Here is a 17,874-nt window from a genome sequence, read left to right as displayed (position 1 = left end):
ATCAAGATGTGAGCGCTTACTCTGAAAACACGATTAGGACAGCATGGCTACGAAAAAATTAAAAGGACTCGGTCGCGGACTCGACGCCCTCCTGGGCGGCGGCGGCGACTTCGCCAGTCCGGAAACCAATCAACCGTCGAACTTGCCCGTGTCACAAATGCAAGCCGGCAAATACCAGCCGCGTACGCGCATGGACGAAGGCGCCCTCAATGAACTGGCCGCCTCGATCAAGGCGCAGGGGCTGATGCAGCCGATCCTGGTGCGTCCGATCGGCCAGGATACCTTGAGCGGCCTTGTCAAATATGAAATCATTGCCGGTGAGCGCCGTTTCCGCGCTTCGCAACTAGCCGGCCTGACGGAAGTGCCGGTGCTGGTGCGCGACGTCGACGACCTGGCCGCCGCAGCCATGGCGCTGATCGAGAACATCCAGCGCGAAGACTTGAATCCTTTGGAAGAGGCGCAGGGCATTCATCGCCTGATCGCCGACTTCAGTTTTACGCATGAGCAAGCGGCCACTGCGCTGGGACGCTCGCGCAGCGCTGTGTCCAACTTGTTGCGCCTGATGAATCTGGCCCATCCCGTGCAGACCATGCTGATGGCCGGCGATATCGACATGGGCCACGCGCGCGCGCTGCTGGCCGTCGACGCGGCCAGCCAGATCACGCTGGCCAACCAGGTGGTGGCCAAGCGCCTGTCCGTGCGCGAGACGGAAAAGCTGGTGACCCGCACCATCGAGGAAGCGGCGAATCCGGTCGAGCCGCGCCACAAGGAAAAGTCCGGCGATATCGCGCGCCTGGAAGAAGAGCTGTCCGATGCGCTGGCCACGCCGGTGGTCTTCAAGATGGGCAATAAAGGGCGTGGCCAACTGGTGATCGATTTTGCCGATCTTGACGTGCTCGATGGTGTGCTGGCACGCTTGCGTGGTTAAATAGCAAGCTGCAAAGACAGGGGATATACGGTGTGGACAATCCGGCCATGCTTTCCGGATGGAGCACGTGATTCCTTGATAACACGGCTGGAAGCGGCCCGGCAAGCGACTTTGCCATATAGTGGTGCAAATGGCGGCGAATAGTCGGTAAAGCGTCAGTTTCGCGCAGCAATTGCCCTGCTGCGGTGCAGCAACGTTTGACTCTATAGATCAAAGCCAACTATAATCCCGTGTCTTTGCGTGTGTAGATTTTTCTGGGAACCTGGCAATTGAGTGATTCACAACAAAATATTGCCAAACCAGTCTACAAAGTAGTTGCTTTGCAGCTCGCAATTGCCATCAGTTTTGCCACGGTCACCCTGTTTTTCGGTGGCAGTGTGAAGGGCTGGTCCGCCGCATATGGCGGCGCTATCGCAGTCATCGGTAGCCTGGTGTATGCCATGTTGGTCGTTCGCGGTTCTAGCGACGCCAATAAGGCATTCCGGGCGCATTTGCGCGCAGAAGTGGTGAAAATATTTATCACAGCGGTGCTCTTTATCTTGGCACTGGTGTTGTTTCAGTCGGCCGCCTGGTTATGGCTGATCTTGGGTTTCGCGGTGGCAACCTTAGCATACTGGTTTTCATTGCTCGCTGTTTAATCATTGGTTTTGGGGCCTGTTGTGCTCTGAAACGACAAATCTAAATTCATTATGACCACAGAACACGCTATTGAAGCGGGCCATGCTGCCCCGGCCAACGCCACAGAATACATCAGCCACCATCTGGCTCACCTACGCAATGCCGAAGGCACCATCAATCTGGACACGTTCTGGATTTCGGCCATTCTGGGCTTTGTTTTCCTGGCTGTTTTCTACATGGCTTCGCGTCGTGCCACTGCCGGCGTGCCTGGCAAGCTGCAAAACTTCGTCGAAATGATCATGGAAATGGTCAATGACACTATTAATGGGGCCTTTCACGCGAAAAGCAAGATCATCGCACCGCTGGCCATCACTATTTTTGTATGGGTCTGGCTGCTGAACGCGATGGACTTCCTGCCGGTTGACTTGCTGCCGATGATTCTGAGCTGGTTTGGCGTGCATAAACTGCGCGTCGTGGCAACGGCCGACGTCAACCACACCTTCGCCATGTCGTTCTCGGTAGTCCTGTGCATTATCGCTTTCTCGGTCAAGGCCAAGGGCCTGGGCGGCTGGATCAAGGAGCTGTTCACGGCACCGTTCCATGCGAGCGGCATCATCGGCACGATCTTGCTGGCCCCTGTCAATTTCCTGCTGCAAATGGTTGAGCTGGTTGCAAAACTGATCTCCCTGTCGCTGCGACTGTTCGGCAATATGTATGCCGGCGAACTGATTTTCATCTTGATCGCGTTGTTGCCTTGGTGGGCACAGTGGGCGTTGGGTGGTCCATGGGCAATTTTCCATATCTTGATTGTAACTTTGCAAGCTTTTGTGTTTATGGCGTTGACGGTTGTGTATCTGAGCCTTGCGGTTGAGAAACATTAATCATTAACTTTATATTTTGTTTTTTTAGTATCTTTCGTTTTTAAATTTAGGAGAATTTTATGCAAGCTCTGATCGCACAAGTACAAAGCATGACCGTTCTGGCAGCAGCAATCATCATCGGCCTGGCCGCAATCGGCACCGCTCTGGGCTTCGCTATTCTGGGTGGCAAATTCCTGGAAGCTTCGGCACGTCAACCAGAACTGATGCCACAACTGCAAACCAAACTGTTCGTTATCGCTGGTCTGCTGGATGCAATCTCGATGATCGGCGTTGGTATCGCTCTGCTGTACACGTTCGCTAACCCGTTCCTGTCCGCTCTGACGGCTGTTGCTCAGTAATTCGCTCCAACCCTAGGAGAAACTTTTAGTTAGGAGCAAAGGTATGGACATCAATATGTCGCTCATCGGCCAGATGATCACCTTCGCGGTGTTGGTCTGGTTCTCGATGAAGTTCGTATTTCCAGCGTTGAACAACGCGCTGGATGAGCGTGCCAAACGAATCGCGGATGGATTGGCTGCGGCCGATCAAGGTCAGGCTTCGATGGCTGTCGCTGAAAAGCGTGCGCAAGAGGCATTGAACAGTGCACGTGAAGAAGCTTCGCAACGCGTTGCGGACGCTGAAAAGCGCGCGCAGCTGGTTGCTGAAGAGATCAAGCAAAATGCACAAGCTGAAGCTGCGCGTATCATTGCGCAAGCCCAGTCGGACGCCGAACAGCAACTGTCGAAAGCACGCGAACAATTGCGCGCTCAGGTGGCTGACCTGGCTGTCAAGGGTGCCGAGCAGATCTTGAAGCGTGAAGTAAACCCAACGGCTCACGCCGAAATGTTGCAGCGTCTTGCTGTCGAGCTGTAATCATGGCAGAACTCGCAACCGTCGCCCGTCCCTACGCGGAAGCTTTGTTCCGCGTAGCCCAAGCTGGTAAGGAGTCAAGCAACCTCGCGGCGTGGTCCGAACTGGTGTCCGAACTGGCACAGATCGGTAGCCACCCCGAGGTACAGGCGTACGCGCGCAATCCGAAAGTTTCGGAAAGCGACGTCGCCGCCACCATCCTGTCGTTGTTGAAATCGCCGCTCAATGAAGAAGTGAAAAACTTCGTCACGTTGTTGATCGAAAATGGCCGCATCAGCCTGCTGCCGGAAATCGGCGCGCAATTCCATGCCTTGAAAAATGGCCTGGAAGGTGCGGCTGACGCCGAGATCACGAGCGCTTTCGATCTGAGCGAAGGCCAAACGGCCGAGCTGGTCGCAACGCTGGAAAAGAAATTCAGTCGTAAGCTCAACCCTGCCGTCACAGTGGATCCATCGCTGCTCGGCGGCGTGCGCGTGGTCGTAGGCGACCAGGTGCTCGATACCTCGGTGCGCGCCAAGTTGCAGCAACTGCACGCTGCACTGGTGTCGTAAGACACGCGCTTCGGCAGGCCAGCTTAGACAGACCCTTACCCCTCGCGCAAGCTGAGAGAAACACTTTTAGGAGTTAGTATGCAACTCAACCCATCTGAAATCAGCGAGTTGATCAAGAGCCGGATCCAAGGTCTTGACGGCGGCGCTGAAGTGCGTAATCAAGGCACGGTTATTTCCGTCGCCGACGGTATCTGCCGCATCCACGGTTTGTCGGACGTGATGCAAGGCGAGATGCTGGAATTCCCAGGCAACACGTTTGGCCTGGCAATGAATCTGGAACGCGACTCCGTCGGCTCCGTGATTCTGGGTGCCTACGAGCACATCTCCGAAGGCGACACGGTGAAATGCACCGGCCGCATTCTGGAAGTGCCAGTCGGTCCTGAGCTGCTCGGCCGCGTAGTCAACGCGCTGGGCCAGCCGATCGACGGCAAAGGCGCCATCGAGACCAAACTGACGGCCGCGATTGAAAAAATCGCCCCGGGCGTGATCGCCCGTGAGTCCGTTTCGCAACCGATGCAAACCGGCCTGAAGTCGATCGATGCGATGGTTCCAGTTGGCCGCGGCCAGCGCGAACTGATCATCGGCGACCGTCAAACCGGCAAGTCGGCTGTGGCGATTGATGCGATCATCAATCAAAAAGGCCAGGGCATGAAATGTATCTACGTCGCGATTGGCCAAAAAGCCTCGTCGATCAAGAACATCGTGCGCTCGCTGGAACAGCACGGCGCGATGGAATACACCATCGTTGTCGCCGCTTCCGCTTCGGAATCGGCCGCCATGCAATACATCTCGCCGTACTCCGGTTGCGCCATGGGCGAATACTTCCGTGACCGCGGTGAAGATGCACTGATCGTCTACGATGATCTGTCCAAACAAGCTGTTGCATACCGTCAAATCTCGCTGCTGCTGCGCCGTCCACCAGGTCGCGAAGCGTACCCAGGCGACGTGTTCTACCTGCACAGCCGCCTGCTGGAACGCGCAGCACGCGTGAACGCCGACTACGTCGAGAAGTTCACCGACGGCGCCGTCAAAGGCAAGACGGGTTCCCTGACGGCGCTGCCGATCATTGAAACGCAAGCTGGCGACGTGTCCGCCTTCGTTCCAACCAACGTGATTTCGATTACCGACGGTCAGATCTTCCTGGAAACCTCGCTGTTCAACGCCGGTATCCGTCCTGCGATTAACGCCGGTATTTCCGTATCGCGCGTCGGTGGCGCCGCCCAGACCAAGGTCATCAAAAACCTGTCCGGCGGTATCCGTACCGACTTGGCGCAGTACCGTGAACTGGCTGCGTTTGCGCAGTTCGCTTCGGACCTGGATGAATCGACCCGCAAGCAGCTGGACCGTGGTGCCCGCGTGACGGAATTGCTCAAGCAAGCCCAGTACTCGCCACTGTCGATCTCGCTGATGGCCGTATCGCTGTTCTCGGTGAACAAAGGCTTCATGGACGACGTGCCAGTCAAGCAAGTGCTGTCGTTCGAAGCTGGTGTCCACGCTTACATGAAGACCAAGCAAGCTGCTCTGCTGGCCAAGATCGAAGAAACCAAGCAACTCGACAAAGACAGCGAAGCAACTCTGTCGGCGGCCATTGCTGATTTCAAGAAATCCGGCGCATATTAAGCGGCCAGGCGGCGCCCACCTTTGAGTGAGGCGCCGCCCTACGCGCAGAAGGAGTAAGGACTCATGGCATCAAGCAAAGAGATACGAGGCAAGATCAAGAGCGTAGAGAATACGAAGAAGATCACCAAGGCGATGGAAATGGTCGCCGCGTCCAAAATGCGCAAGGCGCAAGACCGGATGCGGGCCGCCCGTCCCTACAGTGACAAGATTCGGAATATCGCCGCCAATCTGGCGAATGCCAATCCGGAATACACGCACCCGTTCCTGGCAGCTGCCCAGGGTACGCAAGCGAAGGCAGTAGGTTTCATCGTTGTGACGACCGACAAGGGTCTGTGCGGCGGCATGAATACCAACATCCTGCGCCAGGTGACGTCGAAGTCGCGCGAGCTGGAAGCAGCTGGCAACCGGGTTGAAGCAGTTGCCATCGGTAACAAGGGTTTGGGTTTTTTGAATCGCATCGGCGTCAAGATCGTCGCCTCTGCCATTCAAACTGGTGATACGCCCCACCTGGAAAAATTGATCGGACCTGTCAAGGTCATGCTCGAAGAGTTCCAGGCTGGCAAGCTCGACGCAGTGTACCTGTGCTACACCAAATTCATCAACACGATGAAGCAGGAACCAGTGGTCGAACAGCTGCTGCCATTGACGGCCGACAAAATGGTCGCCGACAAGAGCGCACACTCGTGGGATTACATCTACGAGCCGGATGCACAAAGCATCATCGACGAATTGCTGGAGCGCTATGTAGAAGCGCTGGTGTACCAGGCAGTCGCGGAGAATCTGGCGTCCGAGCAATCGGCACGGATGGTCGCGATGAAAGCTGCAAGCGACAACGCGGGTAGTGTGATCGGCGAATTAAAGCTGATCTACAACAAGACCCGCCAAGCTGCGATTACCAAAGAACTCTCCGAAATCGTCGCCGGTGCGGCTGCGGTTTAAACGAATTTAACTATATTGAAGGAACGAACATGGCTGATGGCAAAATCGTTCAGTGTATCGGCGCTGTGGTGGACGTTGAGTTTCCCCGCAACGCGATGCCTAAGGTATTTGATGCCTTGAAGATGGCAGGCTCGGAACTGACCCTGGAAGTACAACAGCAGTTGGGCGACGGCATTGTCCGTACCATTGCACTCGGCTCGTCCGATGGCCTGCGTCGCGGCATGATGATCCAGAACACCGGCAAACCAATCATGGTGCCAGTCGGTAAAGCAACCCTGGGTCGCATCATGGACGTGCTGGGCAACCCGATCGACGAGTGCGGCCCCGTGTCGCACGAGCAGATCGCGTCGATCCACCGCACCGCTCCTGCATACGACGAACTGTCGCCTTCGCAAGAACTGCTGGAAACCGGCATCAAGGTGATCGATCTGGTTTGCCCGTTTGCAAAAGGCGGTAAAGTTGGTCTGTTCGGCGGCGCTGGCGTAGGCAAGACCGTGAACATGATGGAACTGATTAACAACATCGCCAAGGCGCACAGCGGCGTGTCCGTGTTCGCCGGTGTCGGTGAGCGTACCCGTGAAGGTAACGACTTCTACCACGAGATGGCTGACGCGAAAGTGGTCGATCTGGAAAATCCAGAGAACTCCAAAGTGGCGATGGTCTACGGTCAGATGAATGAACCGCCAGGTAACCGTCTGCGCGTCGCGCTGACCGGCCTGACGATCGCTGAATCGTTCCGTGATGAAGGCAAGGACGTTCTGTTCTTCGTCGACAACATTTACCGCTTCACGCTGGCTGGTACCGAAGTGTCGGCACTGCTGGGCCGTATGCCGTCGGCCGTGGGTTACCAACCGACCCTGGCTGAAGAAATGGGCCGTCTGCAAGAGCGTATCACGTCGACCAAGACCGGTTCGATCACCTCGATCCAGGCCGTCTACGTTCCAGCCGATGATTACACCGATCCGTCGCCTGCTACCACCTTTGCTCACTTGGATTCGACCGTTGCGCTGTCGCGTGACATCGCTTCCCTGGGTATCTACCCAGCCGTGGACCCGCTGGATTCGACCTCGCGTCAGCTGGATCCGTTGATCGTTGGTCAAGAGCACTATGACACCGCGCGTGCCGTGCAAACGACCTTGCAACGCTACAAGGAATTGCGCGACATTATCGCGATTCTGGGTATGGACGAGCTGGCACCGGAAGACAAACTGCTGGTTGCCCGCGCACGTAAGATGCAGCGTTTCCTGTCGCAGCCTTTCCACGTCGCTGAAGTCTTTACCGGCGCGCCTGGTAAATACGTTTCGCTCAAAGACACGATCAAGGGCTTCAAAATGATCGCTTCGGGCGAACTCGATCACCTGCCGGAACAAGCGTTCTACATGGTCGGCACGATCGAAGAAGCAATCGAAAAAGCCAAGAAACTTAACTAAGTTAAGTCTGGGCCTAACCCCGCCCCTCAGAAGGCGGGGTTCTTCAACCCGATAGGACACACATGGCACACACAATTCACGTTGACGTGGTTTCCGCTGAAGAACTGATTTTTTCAGGTGAAGCAGAATTCGTCGCGTTGCCGGGTGAACAGGGCGAGCTGGGTATCTACCCACGCCACACGCCTTTGATTACCCGCATCCGTCCGGGCGCGGTCCGCATCAAGGTAGTCGGCCAGGCAGAAGAAGAGTTCGTCTTCGTCGCCGGCGGCCTGCTGGAAGTGCAACCGGATACCGTGACCGTCCTGGCCGATACCGCGATCCGCGGTCACGACCTCGACGAAGCGAAAGCGCTGGAAGCGAAGAAGTTGGCGGAAGAAAATATCCACAACAAGGATTCGGGCATCGACTACGCGCAAGCGCAAGCCGAGCTGGCCAGCGCGATTGCGCAGCTGGCAGCGATCCAGAAGCTGCGCAAGATTTAATTTCAATCTGCGCCGCACAAGAAAGGCAGCCTTCGGGCTGCCTTTTTTTATGCCACGGCCTCCCGCCTTATTCGCAGCTTGGTTGCCAGCCGCCATCACGCAACTGGGTTGCCAAGCTGGCATTGCCCTCATTGACCAGCTTGAGGGTCGCCTGCTTGCCCGCCGCCGACTGGTCCTCGCCAGGCGGCGTTTTTACCGCATACTGGAACTGCAACAGCCCACCACAGGCGGCGGCGCCATGAAAACTCTTGCTTACATTCGATTCATACACGGGGTTGGCGGCATCCGGTTCATAGACTGAACGCATCAGCACATGGCCATCGTGGATCACGACGGAAGAAACGGGCTCCGGCTTGGTGGCCGCCAGCGACTTGAGCAGGGCCGCCGAGAAGGCAAATGGATCGCTTTTGGCATTGCTATCGTATAGCAGGGTAATCAGGCTGCTCCATTTTTCCACCGCTTCCCCGTTCGTCGTGTATTCATACAAGGCCCGTTTGCTGTTGCGATTCTGTGGCGCGGTAAACGCCAGCTTGTAGACCTTGTCGGCATAGTGTATCTCTTGCGGCACGCTCAGCTTTTGCGCGAACAGCGTGCCGCTGGCGAACAGGCACGCTGACAATGTACTCAGAAGTAAAATGGTTTTTTTCTTGAACACAGTGCATCCTCATTCCATGGTGGGCGGGCCGCGTGCATCGCATGCGGCGCATGTCTGTTGGTACAGCATTTGACTATACCTTGCATATTTCCCAACTGCAACTTTGATAAAGTTGACAAGCTGTGATTCCGTACGCCTGTTCACGCAAGCCCGTTCTTGCCGCGTTGCTTGACGGCTTTGAGCGTCACTTTCCACCTGGCGCGCGCGGCAATGCGTTCGAGCGGGGTTGCCTCGCCGCGCCGGGCGTCGCGCAGCAGCTTGTGATAATTGCGCAGGCGGTCCGCATCGATGGCGCCACGCACCTGGCAACCGGGTTCGCTGGCGTGCCTGCAATCGCGGAACTGGCACGTCGCTGCCAGCGCCGCGATGTCGTCAAAGGTGGCGGCCAGGGTTGACGCATCGGCATCGGCCTGCCAGCTGCGCAAGCCCGGCGTGTCGATGATGCAGGCGCCGCTGGCGCACAGGTGCAGCGAGCGCGCCGTCGTCGTGTGCCGGCCACGGCTGTCGCCATGGCGCACGCCTTTCGTCGCCTGCTGCGCGACGCACAGGGTATTGGTCAGGCTGGACTTGCCGGCCCCCGATGAACCCAGCAGCACCAGGGTCTGTCCCGCCTCCAGCCACGGCTCCAGGATGGCCACGTCATACGCATGGCGCGTATCGATGGCAAACAGGGGCACGTGGGAGGGCAGGCGTTGCCTGAGCTGCGCCAGCTTGCCCGCCACGTCGCTGGCCACGTCCGCCTTGCTCAGCACCACCACGGGCGTCACTTGCGCGGCCAGCACGATGGCCAGGTAGCGCTCCAGGCGGCGCGGGTTGAAGTCTTCGTCCAGTCCCATCACCAGCAGGGCCGTGTCGACATTGCTGGCCAGTAGCTGGCGCCGGCCGTCATTGCCGCGCCGCGCGATCTGCGTGACTGGGGATAAGTAGGCCGTTATCCACAAGGTGCCGTGTGCATCGGCTTCGGCGGCGATCCAGTCGCCGACCGTGAGGATATGGTCCTGCGCCCGCAAGTCGTGCAGCAGGTGCCGCAGGATCTGCGCCGGGCGTTCCTGCACGCCGTCGTGCACGCCGATGCTGTCGCGGTGCACGGCGCTCACGCGCATCAGCTGTGCGGTGGAAGAAGAGAGGTCGAGTTGGGCGGCTGCGCCGGCGATGGCCTGCTGCAGTCCGATGTAGCGTAGTTGTGCAAAATCGCATGCGATCATGGTAGCGTGATTCCGTATTCTGTCGTCCGCGTGCGGACATATCGCCTGCGCGTGCAGGCACCGCCAGTCGCGATGACTGGCACGAAAGAAGGGGAACGTCGGCTACGCGATCACGCGTATGGAGAAGTGCGGGCTAAAAGGTTTAGCAGGGAAAAACGGTGATCAGGCAGCCGACAGCACGGCAGTATCCGAATGGCGCATGTTGTCTACTCCTAGTGTGTGATGGAAAATGCCAGTGTGCCAGCGGCGCGCGCCGGCGTCAACGGAATGTGTGGCTTGGCTGCACCTGCCGTAGGCCGGATGAGTCCGCAGGGCGTAATCCGACACATTGTTGGCGCGATTGTTGAATTAGCTGCACATGCCGTAAGCCTGGCGTTCGGGGAAATAGCGGTACGTAAACGTGCGCACCGGATAGCGCTTGCCGGCGATGAGCATGTCGGGCATGGACAGGTCGAAGCGCTGGGGCAGCTGGCGCGGCAGCTGCAGGCGCAATCGCCATTGCGTCTCGGCGCTTGAACCGACGGCGGAAAACATGATGGGCAAGGTCTCGATGACGTCGACGATTTCCGCCTTGCGGTTCATGCCGCGCTGGTAGATGGTCAGTACCTTGGCTGCGGCGAACGGCGGTTTGTGCGGTTCTTCCAGCAGGAACGACAGGCGCGTAAAACTCGCTTGCGTACCGATGGGCAAGGTAAAGATCAATGCCAGTTCCGTGCCGCCTTCCTTCAAGGTGACGGGCGGCGTGGCGTACACGCTGATCCCGCGCGGCAGCTCGAAGCGCGAGCCTTCCGTCCACGTCTTGCATTCGGGCGTAGTGGCCTGGTACAGGCTGGGCGCCGTGTAGTCGTTGCAGGCGGAGACCAGCAGCAGGGGCAGGGCAAGCAGGGCGGAACGGCGCATGGAAGTCACGGTTGGAAGATGAGCCGACAGTGTAAGCGATCCCCCCGCGATCCACCAGCGGGCTTATGCCTGCCCGGGCGGTGCGCGCCGCACGGACTGCAGCTGGCAGTGCGGCGCCTGCAGCGCATCCTTGATGGCGCCCAATGCCAGTTGCGGCCGCGCCGCGCCGCACATGAAGATGTCGACGGCGGCGAAGCCGCATTCCGGCCACGTATGGATCGAGATGTGCGACTCGGCCAGCAGCACCACGCCCGTGACGCCCATGCCGGTGCCAAAGCTGTGGAAATGGCTGTGCAGCACTTGCGCGCCGGCCGCGATGGCCGCGCCGCGCAGCAGCTGTTCCAGCGCGGCGCCGTCGCGCAGCCGTTCCGGTGCGATACCGGACAGGTCGGCCAGCAAATGGGTTCCCAGGGGCAGATGCGGTGTGGCTGTCATGCTTACTTGTGGCTGCCGCCGCTGGAGCCGCCGCCATAGCTGCCGCCACCGCCGCCCGTGCGCGAACTCCAGCTGCTGCCGCCACCGGTGCCGCTGCCGGCCACCTTGAACATGCGCACCCAATTGGCGGCCGTGACGGAAAACGTCACCATCAAGGCATAGATCACGTATTTACTCATGGGGGATTCTTTTCATTCTTGTCGAGGAAGGCGGCCGGCAGGAACAGCGCCAGGCAGCCCAGCAAACTCCACATCAGGGTGCTGGAAAACGAGACAAACATCGGGATCGCATTCAGCACCAGCACAATGACGATGAAAATCTTGGCAATGCCACGGTGGCTCAGCTGGATATTCGTCGTTTTGCTGGCGCCATGGAAAGCGGCGCCGAACCAGGCGGCCATCTGGTCATAGGCGACGGGCACGGAGCGCGACCAGGTCATTTCCTCGCCGGTGATTTCCGCCGCCAGCTTGGTTTGGCCATGCTCGAATTCCACCACCTGCGTGCTGTCGCCCACCGCCACTTTCCAGTTGAAGGCGCCAGCCGCGTACACGACCTGCGAGCCATAGCCATACAGCTTGCGGTAGGTGGCGCCATCGAGGGTGCAACTGTCGGCATCCACGGAAGCCCAGCTGGGCCAGTTCGGCAGCACGTTGGCGCGCGACCAGCCATCGTCCGTCTCCACCAGCCAGAAGAAGCCGGCGCGCGCGTTGTACAGCAGGTATTCGTTCCACTCGCTGCCTTCGTCGTCGGCGCGGCGCATCATGCCGATCACCGTGAAGTCCACATTGTTGATCTTCGCGCTGGCGCCCAGTTCCAGCGTGATGTCGGCGTTCTCGTGCACCTGCTTGCCGATGGCCAGCACCTGCGCTTCCGGGCCGCTGGCGTCGAGCTGCGCGTGGCAGGCGGGGCACACCAGCTGAGCCGCCGCGCCTGGGACGTACTGGATGCCGCTGCCGCAGGATGGGCAGTCGAGCGCATCGAGCTTGCCGCGGTACTTGCCGGCGCTTTTGGCGATGGCGTCGTCATCGCGCAGCAGCTGGCATTGCAAGCCATCCAGGGTGACGGCCACGCCCTGGTAGACGACGGGCTGCGGGCCATCCGTGTAGTCGAGCGTGACAAAGCTGGCGTAGTTGCGGAAATCCGCCACCTGGATGCGCCAGCCGGCGCCCACCTTGAACGGCAGTTCGCCCTGGCCGGCGATGCATTCGGCGCTGCGGATCTCGGCCGCCGTATATGGTTCGCCGCAGATCGTGTAGCGCCTGCCCGGCGCCAGTTCGCCAAAGGCGGGCAAGGTATCTTGCGTGCTGCGTTCGCGCGTCAGGGTGTACAGGCCGGACGAGTCGCCCAGCCAGGCGGTGCTGGCGTCATCGAACAGCAGATACCATTCGTTCCACGTGCCGGCGCTGTAGCGCTGCTGGATGCGCCCGACGACGGTGAAGTGCAGGCCATCGTGCACGCCGGCCGTGCCGATCTGGATCGGTGAATAGTCTTCCAGGACGGCCGACATCTTGCCCACGTCCCTGACGGAATCGGCGTCCTTGAGGATGGTGCTGTGGCAGTACTCGCACACGGCAAGCACGGAAGCGTGCGAGCGGAAGTGGACTTCCGCGCCGCAGCTGGGACAGGAAACAGTTTGCATGCAGTCGTATTTCGCTAATATTTAGCCGATCAGTTTTTTCAGCAGTTCAGCCTTGGCGCCGTCGTAGTCGGCTGGCGAAATGAGACCTTTGTCGAGCAGGCCCTTGAGCTTTTCCAGGCGCGCCTCGATCGGCTCTTCCACGGGGGCCGGTGGCGCGGCCGGCGCTGGCGCCGGGGCAGGCTGCTGCAGCGCATTGCCCATGCCTTGCGCCATCACCTGACCGATCGACAGGCCGGCGCCGAGGCCCGCGCCGATGCCGGCCATGCCGCCTTCATTCTGCGCCGCCAGCGGGATGGCGTTGGCGACCTGGAATTTGGTGTAGCCGCTCATCTTGTCGGCCCCCAGGCCGCCCTTCATGCCGGCCGAAATGCGCTCGTCGAGCGCCGCCTGCAATTCCTCGGGCAGGCTGATGCTGGCCACGTTGAACTCGTCGAGGCCCACGCCGTAGCGCGCGAAGGCCTGCGCCAGGCCATCCTTGACCTCCTGCGCCATCAGCGCCTGGTTGGCCGCCATGTCGAGGAAGGGCACGTTCGCGCCGCCCAGCGAGCTGGCCATGCTGGACATCAGAATGCCGCGCAGCTGGTCTTCCACTTCATCGCGCGTGTAGACCTCGCGCGTGCCGCTGATTTCGGTGAAGAAGGTGCGGGCGTCGGCGATGCGGTACGAGTACATGCCGAAGGCGCGCACGCGGATCATGTCGAAATCCTTGTCGCGGATGGTGATCGGCTGCGGCGTGCCCCACTTGCGGCCCGTCTGCACGCGGGTGCTGAAGTAATACACGTCCGACTTGAAGGGCGAGTCGAACAGCTTGTCCCAGTTTTTCAAGTTGGTCAGCAACGGCAAGGTCTGCGTCGTCAGCTTGTGCGTGCCGGGGCCGAAGACGTCGGCGATCTTGCCTTCATTGACGAAGACGGCTACCTGCGATTCGCGCACATTGAGGATGGCGCCGTTCTGGATCTCGAAATCCTGCATCGGAAAACGCCAGGCCAGTACGCCTTCCGTCTCTTCGTTCCACTGCAGTACGTCGATAAACTGCTTCTTGATAAAGCTGCCGAGGCTCATGATGGATGTCCTTGAAGAAGATAAAGCGGTGTCAGGAAATGCAGGCGGCGTTGATGGCGCCGAGCGACAGGGAAATGGCGCCCAGCAGCCCGCCGAAGGCGCTGTTGTTCGATTCGATCTGGTCTTTCGACATGCGCAGCAGCCGCGTGGTTACCACATACACGAGCAGCTGCACCACCATGGCGCCGAAGGCCCAGGCGAAAAACTGCTGGTAGTCGGCCGTGTGCATCAGCGACGAGGCGATGGTGGCGGAAAAGCCCAGCAGCGCGCCGCCCAGCGACAGGGCCGCCGCGTGATTCCCCTGGCGGATCAGCAGCACTTCATTGTAGGGCGTGACGCGTGTATAGATGATAAAAAAGGCAATCAGCAGCGTGGCGGCCAGTATAAGATGGATCAGATAGTTTAGGATGGCGGGCACGGCATTCCTCGCAATGAGCATTTGATAACGTCAACGCATATTAGAACAAAAAAAGTCCCATGAACAAAAAGATTCTGATTTTGTCTGTCTTCGTGGTCGCCTCCTGCGGCCTCGCGTATGAACTGATCGCCGGCGCCATGTCCAGCTACCTGCTCGGTGATTCCATCCTGCAGTTTTCCACCATAATCGGCTGCTACCTGTTTGCCATGGGTGTGGGCGCTCACTTTTCAAAATATGTGAAGGACGACGACGTGCTCTCGCGCTTTGTCGACATCGAGCTGGCAGTGGGCTTGATCGGCGGCTTGTCGGCCGCGATCCTGTTCATGACATTTTCGTGGATGGCGGCGCCGTTCCGCACCTTATTGTATGTGATGGTGTTCCTGATTGGCGCACTGGTCGGCATGGAAGTACCGCTGGTGATGCGCGCCCTGAACACGCGGCAGACGGAATTTTCCGAGCTGGTCAGCCGCGTGCTGACCTTCGATTACCTGGGCGCGCTGGCCGTCTCGCTGCTGTTCCCGCTGGTACTGTCGCCGTATCTGGGCCTGGTGCGCACAGGCTTCTTGTTTGGCATGCTGAATGTGGGCGTGGGCCTGTGGAGCATCTATGTCTTCCGCGCGGAGCTGAAAAACCTCACGGGGCGCCTGCTGCGCGCCTGCGCCGTGATGCTGCTGCTCGTCGCCGGCTTTGCCATGTCGGACCGCATGGTGGCCTGGGGAGAGCACGGCCTGTTCGGCGACCAGATCGTGTATTCCACCACCACGCCCTACCAGCGCCTGGTGATCACGCGCTGGAAGGACGATACGCGCCTGTACATCAATGGCAATTTGCAGTTTTCCTCGCGCGACGAGTACCGCTACCATGAAGCGCTGGTGCACCCCGTGCTGGAAGCGCTGCCGTGGGCGCGCCGCGTGCTGGTGCTGGGCGGCGGCGACGGCCTGGCGCTGCGCGAAATCCTGCGTTATCCACAGATCGAACACGTCACCGTGGTCGACCTCGACCCGGCCATGACGGCCGCGTTTACCACGCGCCCGGAACTGGCCAAGCTGAATAATGGTTCGTTCTCGGACAAGCGCGTCACCGTCATCAACGCGGATGCCGCCGTCTGGCTGCGCAATAACCAGGAGATGTTCGATGCGGCCATCGTCGACTTCCCCGATCCGTCCAGTTTCGCGCTCGGCAAACTGTATTCGGTGCCGTTCTACGACCTGGTGAAAAAGCACCTGGCCGCCAAGGGCCTGATGGTGGTGCAATCGACGTCGCCATTTTTCGCACCGCACGCCTACTGGACCATCAATGCGACCTTGCACGAAGTGGGCATGCGCACCTGGCCCTATCACGCCTACGTGCCCTCGTTCGGCGAATGGGGTTTTATCCTGGCCTCGCCGCAGCTCGACTACACGCCGCCGACGACCTACCGCCTGCCCATGCGCTACCTGAATGCGGACACCACGCGCGAGATGTTCATCTTCCCGCCCGACATGCAGCCCTTGCCGATGGCGCCCAACCGCCTCAATACCCAGTCGCTCGTGCATGAGTTCGAGCAGGACTGGAACCGGGTGATCCGCTGATGCAGCGCCGTTCCTTCATGCTGTGGGCTGCCGGCGGCACTGCGGCGGCGGCAGCCGGCATCGGCAGCATCGCCGCCTATCTGCGCTGGCAGGAAATCACGCCAAGGGTGCTGTATCCGGGCCGCACGGAAGGCCATTATCTGCGCGAACTGCTGCGCGAGCACAAGGCCTTGCCGCCGCCCTCCGAGACCATCGTTACCGACGTGGCCATCCTCGGCTCCGGCATCGCCGGCTTGACGGCCGCATGGCGCCTGAACAAGCTGGGGCACCGGGACTTTCTCATGATCGATGGCCCGCAGCCGTATGGCAACGCGGCCGGCGGGCAGTTCGGCGAGCTGGCGTATCCGACCGGCGGCCATTACCTGCCGCTGCCGTCGCCCGAATCGACGCATGTGCGCGAAATCCTCTTCGACCTCGGCATCATCGAGCGCGACCCGATGGCGGAAAAACCCTATTACGACGAGCGTTATATTTTGCACGCGCCCGAGGAACGCCTGCTGTTCAACGGCCAGTGGCAGGACGGCTTCATTCCCACCGAAGGCGTCTCTGCCGATGAACTGGCGCAGCACGAGCGCTTTTTTGCCGAGGTGCGGCGCCTGCGCCAGACGCATGGCAATGACGGCAAGCGCGTGTTTGTCTTTCCCACCGTGGAGTCGTCGCAGGACCCCGCCTGGCGCTCGCTCGATGACATCACCCTGAAGCAGTGGATGGAGCGCGAGGGTTATACCTCGCCCACCCTGCACTGGTACCTGAACTACTGCTGCCGCGACGATTACGGCACCCGCTACGACCAGGTCTCGGCCTGGGCCGGCCTGCACTATTACTGCAGCCGCTGGGGACAGGCGGCAAATGCAGGCAATGGCGCCTGGCTGACCTGGCCCGGTGGCATGCAGCCGGTGGCCACGGCCATGGAACACGCCTCTGGTGTCAAGCGCCGCGCCGGCACGGTGGTCTCCGTGAAGACCACGGCGCAGGGCGTCGAAGCGCTGTGCCTGGAGCTGATCGATGGCCAGCCGCGCACCTATCTGCTCAAGGCGCGCAAGGCCATCTGCGCCATGCCCGTGTACGTGGCGGCCCGCGTGGTGGAGAACATCGCCAGCTATGGCTTTGACGCGAAGCGCGACACCCCCGCGTATGCGCCATGGATGGTGGCGAACTTTTTACTTAAACGCTTTCCCGACGAACTGCCGCATGCGCCCCTGTGCTGGGACAACGTGGTGTACCAGGAACCGGGTCTCGGCTATGTCGTCGCCACGCATCAGGATATCCGCGTGCGTCCGCCCGAGAAAACCGTCTTCAGCGCCTACGTGGCCCTGTCCGACCGCACGCCGCAGCAAGCCCGCAAGTGGCTCGATACGGCCAGCCCCGAAGAATTGCTGGCGCTGGCCAGCGTCGATTTGAAAACGGCGTATGGGCGCGATTTCGCCAGCTGCGTCGAGCGCGTTGACATCACTTTGCGCGGCCACGCCATGGCCGCGCCGCTGACGGGCTTTCGCAGCAATGCGGGCCTGAAAGCCCTGCGCGAGCATGATGGCGCGATTCTGTTTGCGCATGCCGATTTGTCGGGCTTTTCCGTGTTCGAGGAAGCGGCGTGGTGGGGTGACAGGGCGGCGCGGCTGGCGATCACATAAATGAAAAAGGCCGGCGCAAGCGCCGGCCAGAGCCCCCTAAGGCTCGAACCTGTGCTTCCT

20 protein-coding genes are annotated in these 17,874 nt (G+C 60.0%); 12 read left to right on the top strand and 8 right to left on the bottom strand.

Translation table 11 applies throughout. From position 1 onward, the window contains the following. The first annotated feature begins 43 nt into the window (after nt 1-43). The 10 genes from ACQ4WR_RS12835 to ACQ4WR_RS12790 all read left to right on the top strand — a co-directional run bounded on the left by ACQ4WR_RS12835 (nt 44) and on the right by ACQ4WR_RS12790 (nt 8,298). Nucleotides 44-928 (top strand): ParB/RepB/Spo0J family partition protein, encoded by an 885-nt coding sequence (locus tag ACQ4WR_RS12835; RefSeq protein WP_102293018.1) that lies wholly within the window; start codon nt 44-46, stop codon nt 926-928. A 269-nt stretch (nt 929-1,197) separates the two neighbouring features. Continuing rightward, nucleotides 1,198-1,566, top strand: coding sequence for an ATP synthase subunit I (locus ACQ4WR_RS12830; protein ID WP_076564767.1), 369 nt, complete (start codon nt 1,198-1,200; stop codon nt 1,564-1,566). A gap of 51 nt (nt 1,567-1,617) precedes the next feature. After that, nucleotides 1,618-2,427 carry a F0F1 ATP synthase subunit A gene (gene atpB, locus ACQ4WR_RS12825; RefSeq protein ID WP_102293017.1) on the top strand — a complete coding sequence of 270 codons (810 nt, stop codon included), beginning with the start codon at nt 1,618-1,620 and terminating at the stop codon, nt 2,425-2,427. Nucleotides 2,428-2,486: 59 nt separating this feature from the next. Continuing rightward, nucleotides 2,487-2,765: a F0F1 ATP synthase subunit C gene (atpE, locus tag ACQ4WR_RS12820; protein WP_071080009.1), complete on the top strand. Its 279-nt coding sequence runs from the start codon at nt 2,487-2,489 to the stop codon at nt 2,763-2,765. 43 nt (nt 2,766-2,808) lie between these two features. After that, nucleotides 2,809-3,279, top strand: a complete 471-nt coding sequence (locus tag ACQ4WR_RS12815) for a F0F1 ATP synthase subunit B (RefSeq protein WP_071325906.1) — start codon at nt 2,809-2,811, stop codon at nt 3,277-3,279. 2 nt (nt 3,280-3,281) lie between these two features. Continuing rightward, the gene (locus tag ACQ4WR_RS12810) at nt 3,282-3,827 is read left to right on the top strand and encodes a F0F1 ATP synthase subunit delta (RefSeq protein ID WP_071080008.1); all 546 of its coding nucleotides are present in this window, start codon (nt 3,282-3,284) and stop codon (nt 3,825-3,827) included. A gap of 78 nt (nt 3,828-3,905) precedes the next feature. Further along, nucleotides 3,906-5,447, top strand: a complete 1,542-nt coding sequence (atpA, locus tag ACQ4WR_RS12805) for a F0F1 ATP synthase subunit alpha (RefSeq protein WP_034752701.1) — start codon at nt 3,906-3,908, stop codon at nt 5,445-5,447. A gap of 63 nt (nt 5,448-5,510) precedes the next feature. Beyond that, nucleotides 5,511-6,386, top strand: coding sequence for a F0F1 ATP synthase subunit gamma (gene atpG / locus ACQ4WR_RS12800; protein ID WP_102293016.1), 876 nt, complete (start codon nt 5,511-5,513; stop codon nt 6,384-6,386). A 29-nt stretch (nt 6,387-6,415) separates the two neighbouring features. Then, a complete protein-coding gene (gene atpD, locus ACQ4WR_RS12795) occupies nt 6,416-7,816 on the top strand; it encodes a F0F1 ATP synthase subunit beta (RefSeq protein ID WP_034752705.1) in 1,401 nt (466 codons plus the stop codon). Nucleotides 7,817-7,878: 62 nt separating this feature from the next. After that, entirely contained in the window at nt 7,879-8,298 is a 420-nt protein-coding gene (locus tag ACQ4WR_RS12790) for a F0F1 ATP synthase subunit epsilon (protein WP_058050961.1), read from the top strand. 67 nt (nt 8,299-8,365) lie between these two features. On the opposite strand, the gene ACQ4WR_RS12785 is transcribed toward ACQ4WR_RS12790, so the two are convergent. The 8 genes from ACQ4WR_RS12785 to ACQ4WR_RS12750 form a co-directional block, all read right to left on the bottom strand. After that, nucleotides 8,366-8,953 (bottom strand): HI_0983 family protein, encoded by a 588-nt coding sequence (locus ACQ4WR_RS12785; RefSeq protein ID WP_436487635.1) that lies wholly within the window; start codon nt 8,951-8,953, stop codon nt 8,366-8,368. A gap of 140 nt (nt 8,954-9,093) precedes the next feature. After that, entirely contained in the window at nt 9,094-10,158 is a 1,065-nt protein-coding gene (gene rsgA, locus ACQ4WR_RS12780; protein ID WP_436487633.1) for a ribosome small subunit-dependent GTPase A, read from the bottom strand. A 348-nt stretch (nt 10,159-10,506) separates the two neighbouring features. Beyond that, nucleotides 10,507-11,058 carry a hypothetical protein gene (locus tag ACQ4WR_RS12775; RefSeq protein ID WP_436487631.1) on the bottom strand — a complete coding sequence of 184 codons (552 nt, stop codon included), beginning with the start codon at nt 11,056-11,058 and terminating at the stop codon, nt 10,507-10,509. Between the two features lie 63 nt (nt 11,059-11,121). Beyond that, a complete protein-coding gene (gene speD, locus ACQ4WR_RS12770) occupies nt 11,122-11,493 on the bottom strand; it encodes an adenosylmethionine decarboxylase (protein WP_436487629.1) in 372 nt (123 codons plus the stop codon). Between the two features lie 2 nt (nt 11,494-11,495). Beyond that, nucleotides 11,496-11,672, bottom strand: coding sequence for a hypothetical protein (locus tag ACQ4WR_RS12765; RefSeq protein ID WP_436487627.1), 177 nt, complete (start codon nt 11,670-11,672; stop codon nt 11,496-11,498). Beyond that, a complete protein-coding gene (locus tag ACQ4WR_RS12760) occupies nt 11,669-13,132 on the bottom strand; it encodes a DUF4178 domain-containing protein (RefSeq protein ID WP_102293010.1) in 1,464 nt (487 codons plus the stop codon). The genes ACQ4WR_RS12765 and ACQ4WR_RS12760 overlap by 4 nt, the downstream gene beginning before the upstream one ends. 21 nt (nt 13,133-13,153) lie before the next feature. After that, a complete protein-coding gene (locus ACQ4WR_RS12755; RefSeq protein ID WP_102293009.1) occupies nt 13,154-14,194 on the bottom strand; it encodes an SPFH domain-containing protein in 1,041 nt (346 codons plus the stop codon). A 31-nt stretch (nt 14,195-14,225) separates the two neighbouring features. Beyond that, nucleotides 14,226-14,612, bottom strand: coding sequence for a DUF350 domain-containing protein (locus ACQ4WR_RS12750; RefSeq protein WP_102293094.1), 387 nt, complete (start codon nt 14,610-14,612; stop codon nt 14,226-14,228). Between the two features lie 59 nt (nt 14,613-14,671). Between ACQ4WR_RS12750 and ACQ4WR_RS12745 the strand changes: the two genes are divergently transcribed. Both ACQ4WR_RS12745 and ACQ4WR_RS12740 read left to right on the top strand, forming a co-directional pair. Then, complete coding sequence (locus ACQ4WR_RS12745) at nt 14,672-16,183, top strand: polyamine aminopropyltransferase (RefSeq protein WP_436487624.1); 1,512 nt, start codon at nt 14,672-14,674, stop codon at nt 16,181-16,183. Continuing rightward, nucleotides 16,183-17,814 (top strand): NAD(P)-binding protein, encoded by a 1,632-nt coding sequence (locus ACQ4WR_RS12740; RefSeq protein WP_102293007.1) that lies wholly within the window; start codon nt 16,183-16,185, stop codon nt 17,812-17,814. The genes ACQ4WR_RS12745 and ACQ4WR_RS12740 overlap by 1 nt, the downstream gene beginning before the upstream one ends. The last annotated feature ends 60 nt before the right edge of the window (nt 17,815-17,874 follow it).

Source organism: Janthinobacterium amylolyticum (assembly GCF_051380655.1).
Classification (GTDB): domain Bacteria; phylum Pseudomonadota; class Gammaproteobacteria; order Burkholderiales; family Burkholderiaceae_D; genus Janthinobacterium.
Note: the sequence above shows the minus strand (reverse complement) of the source record. Positions and strands in the feature narration are given on the sequence as shown.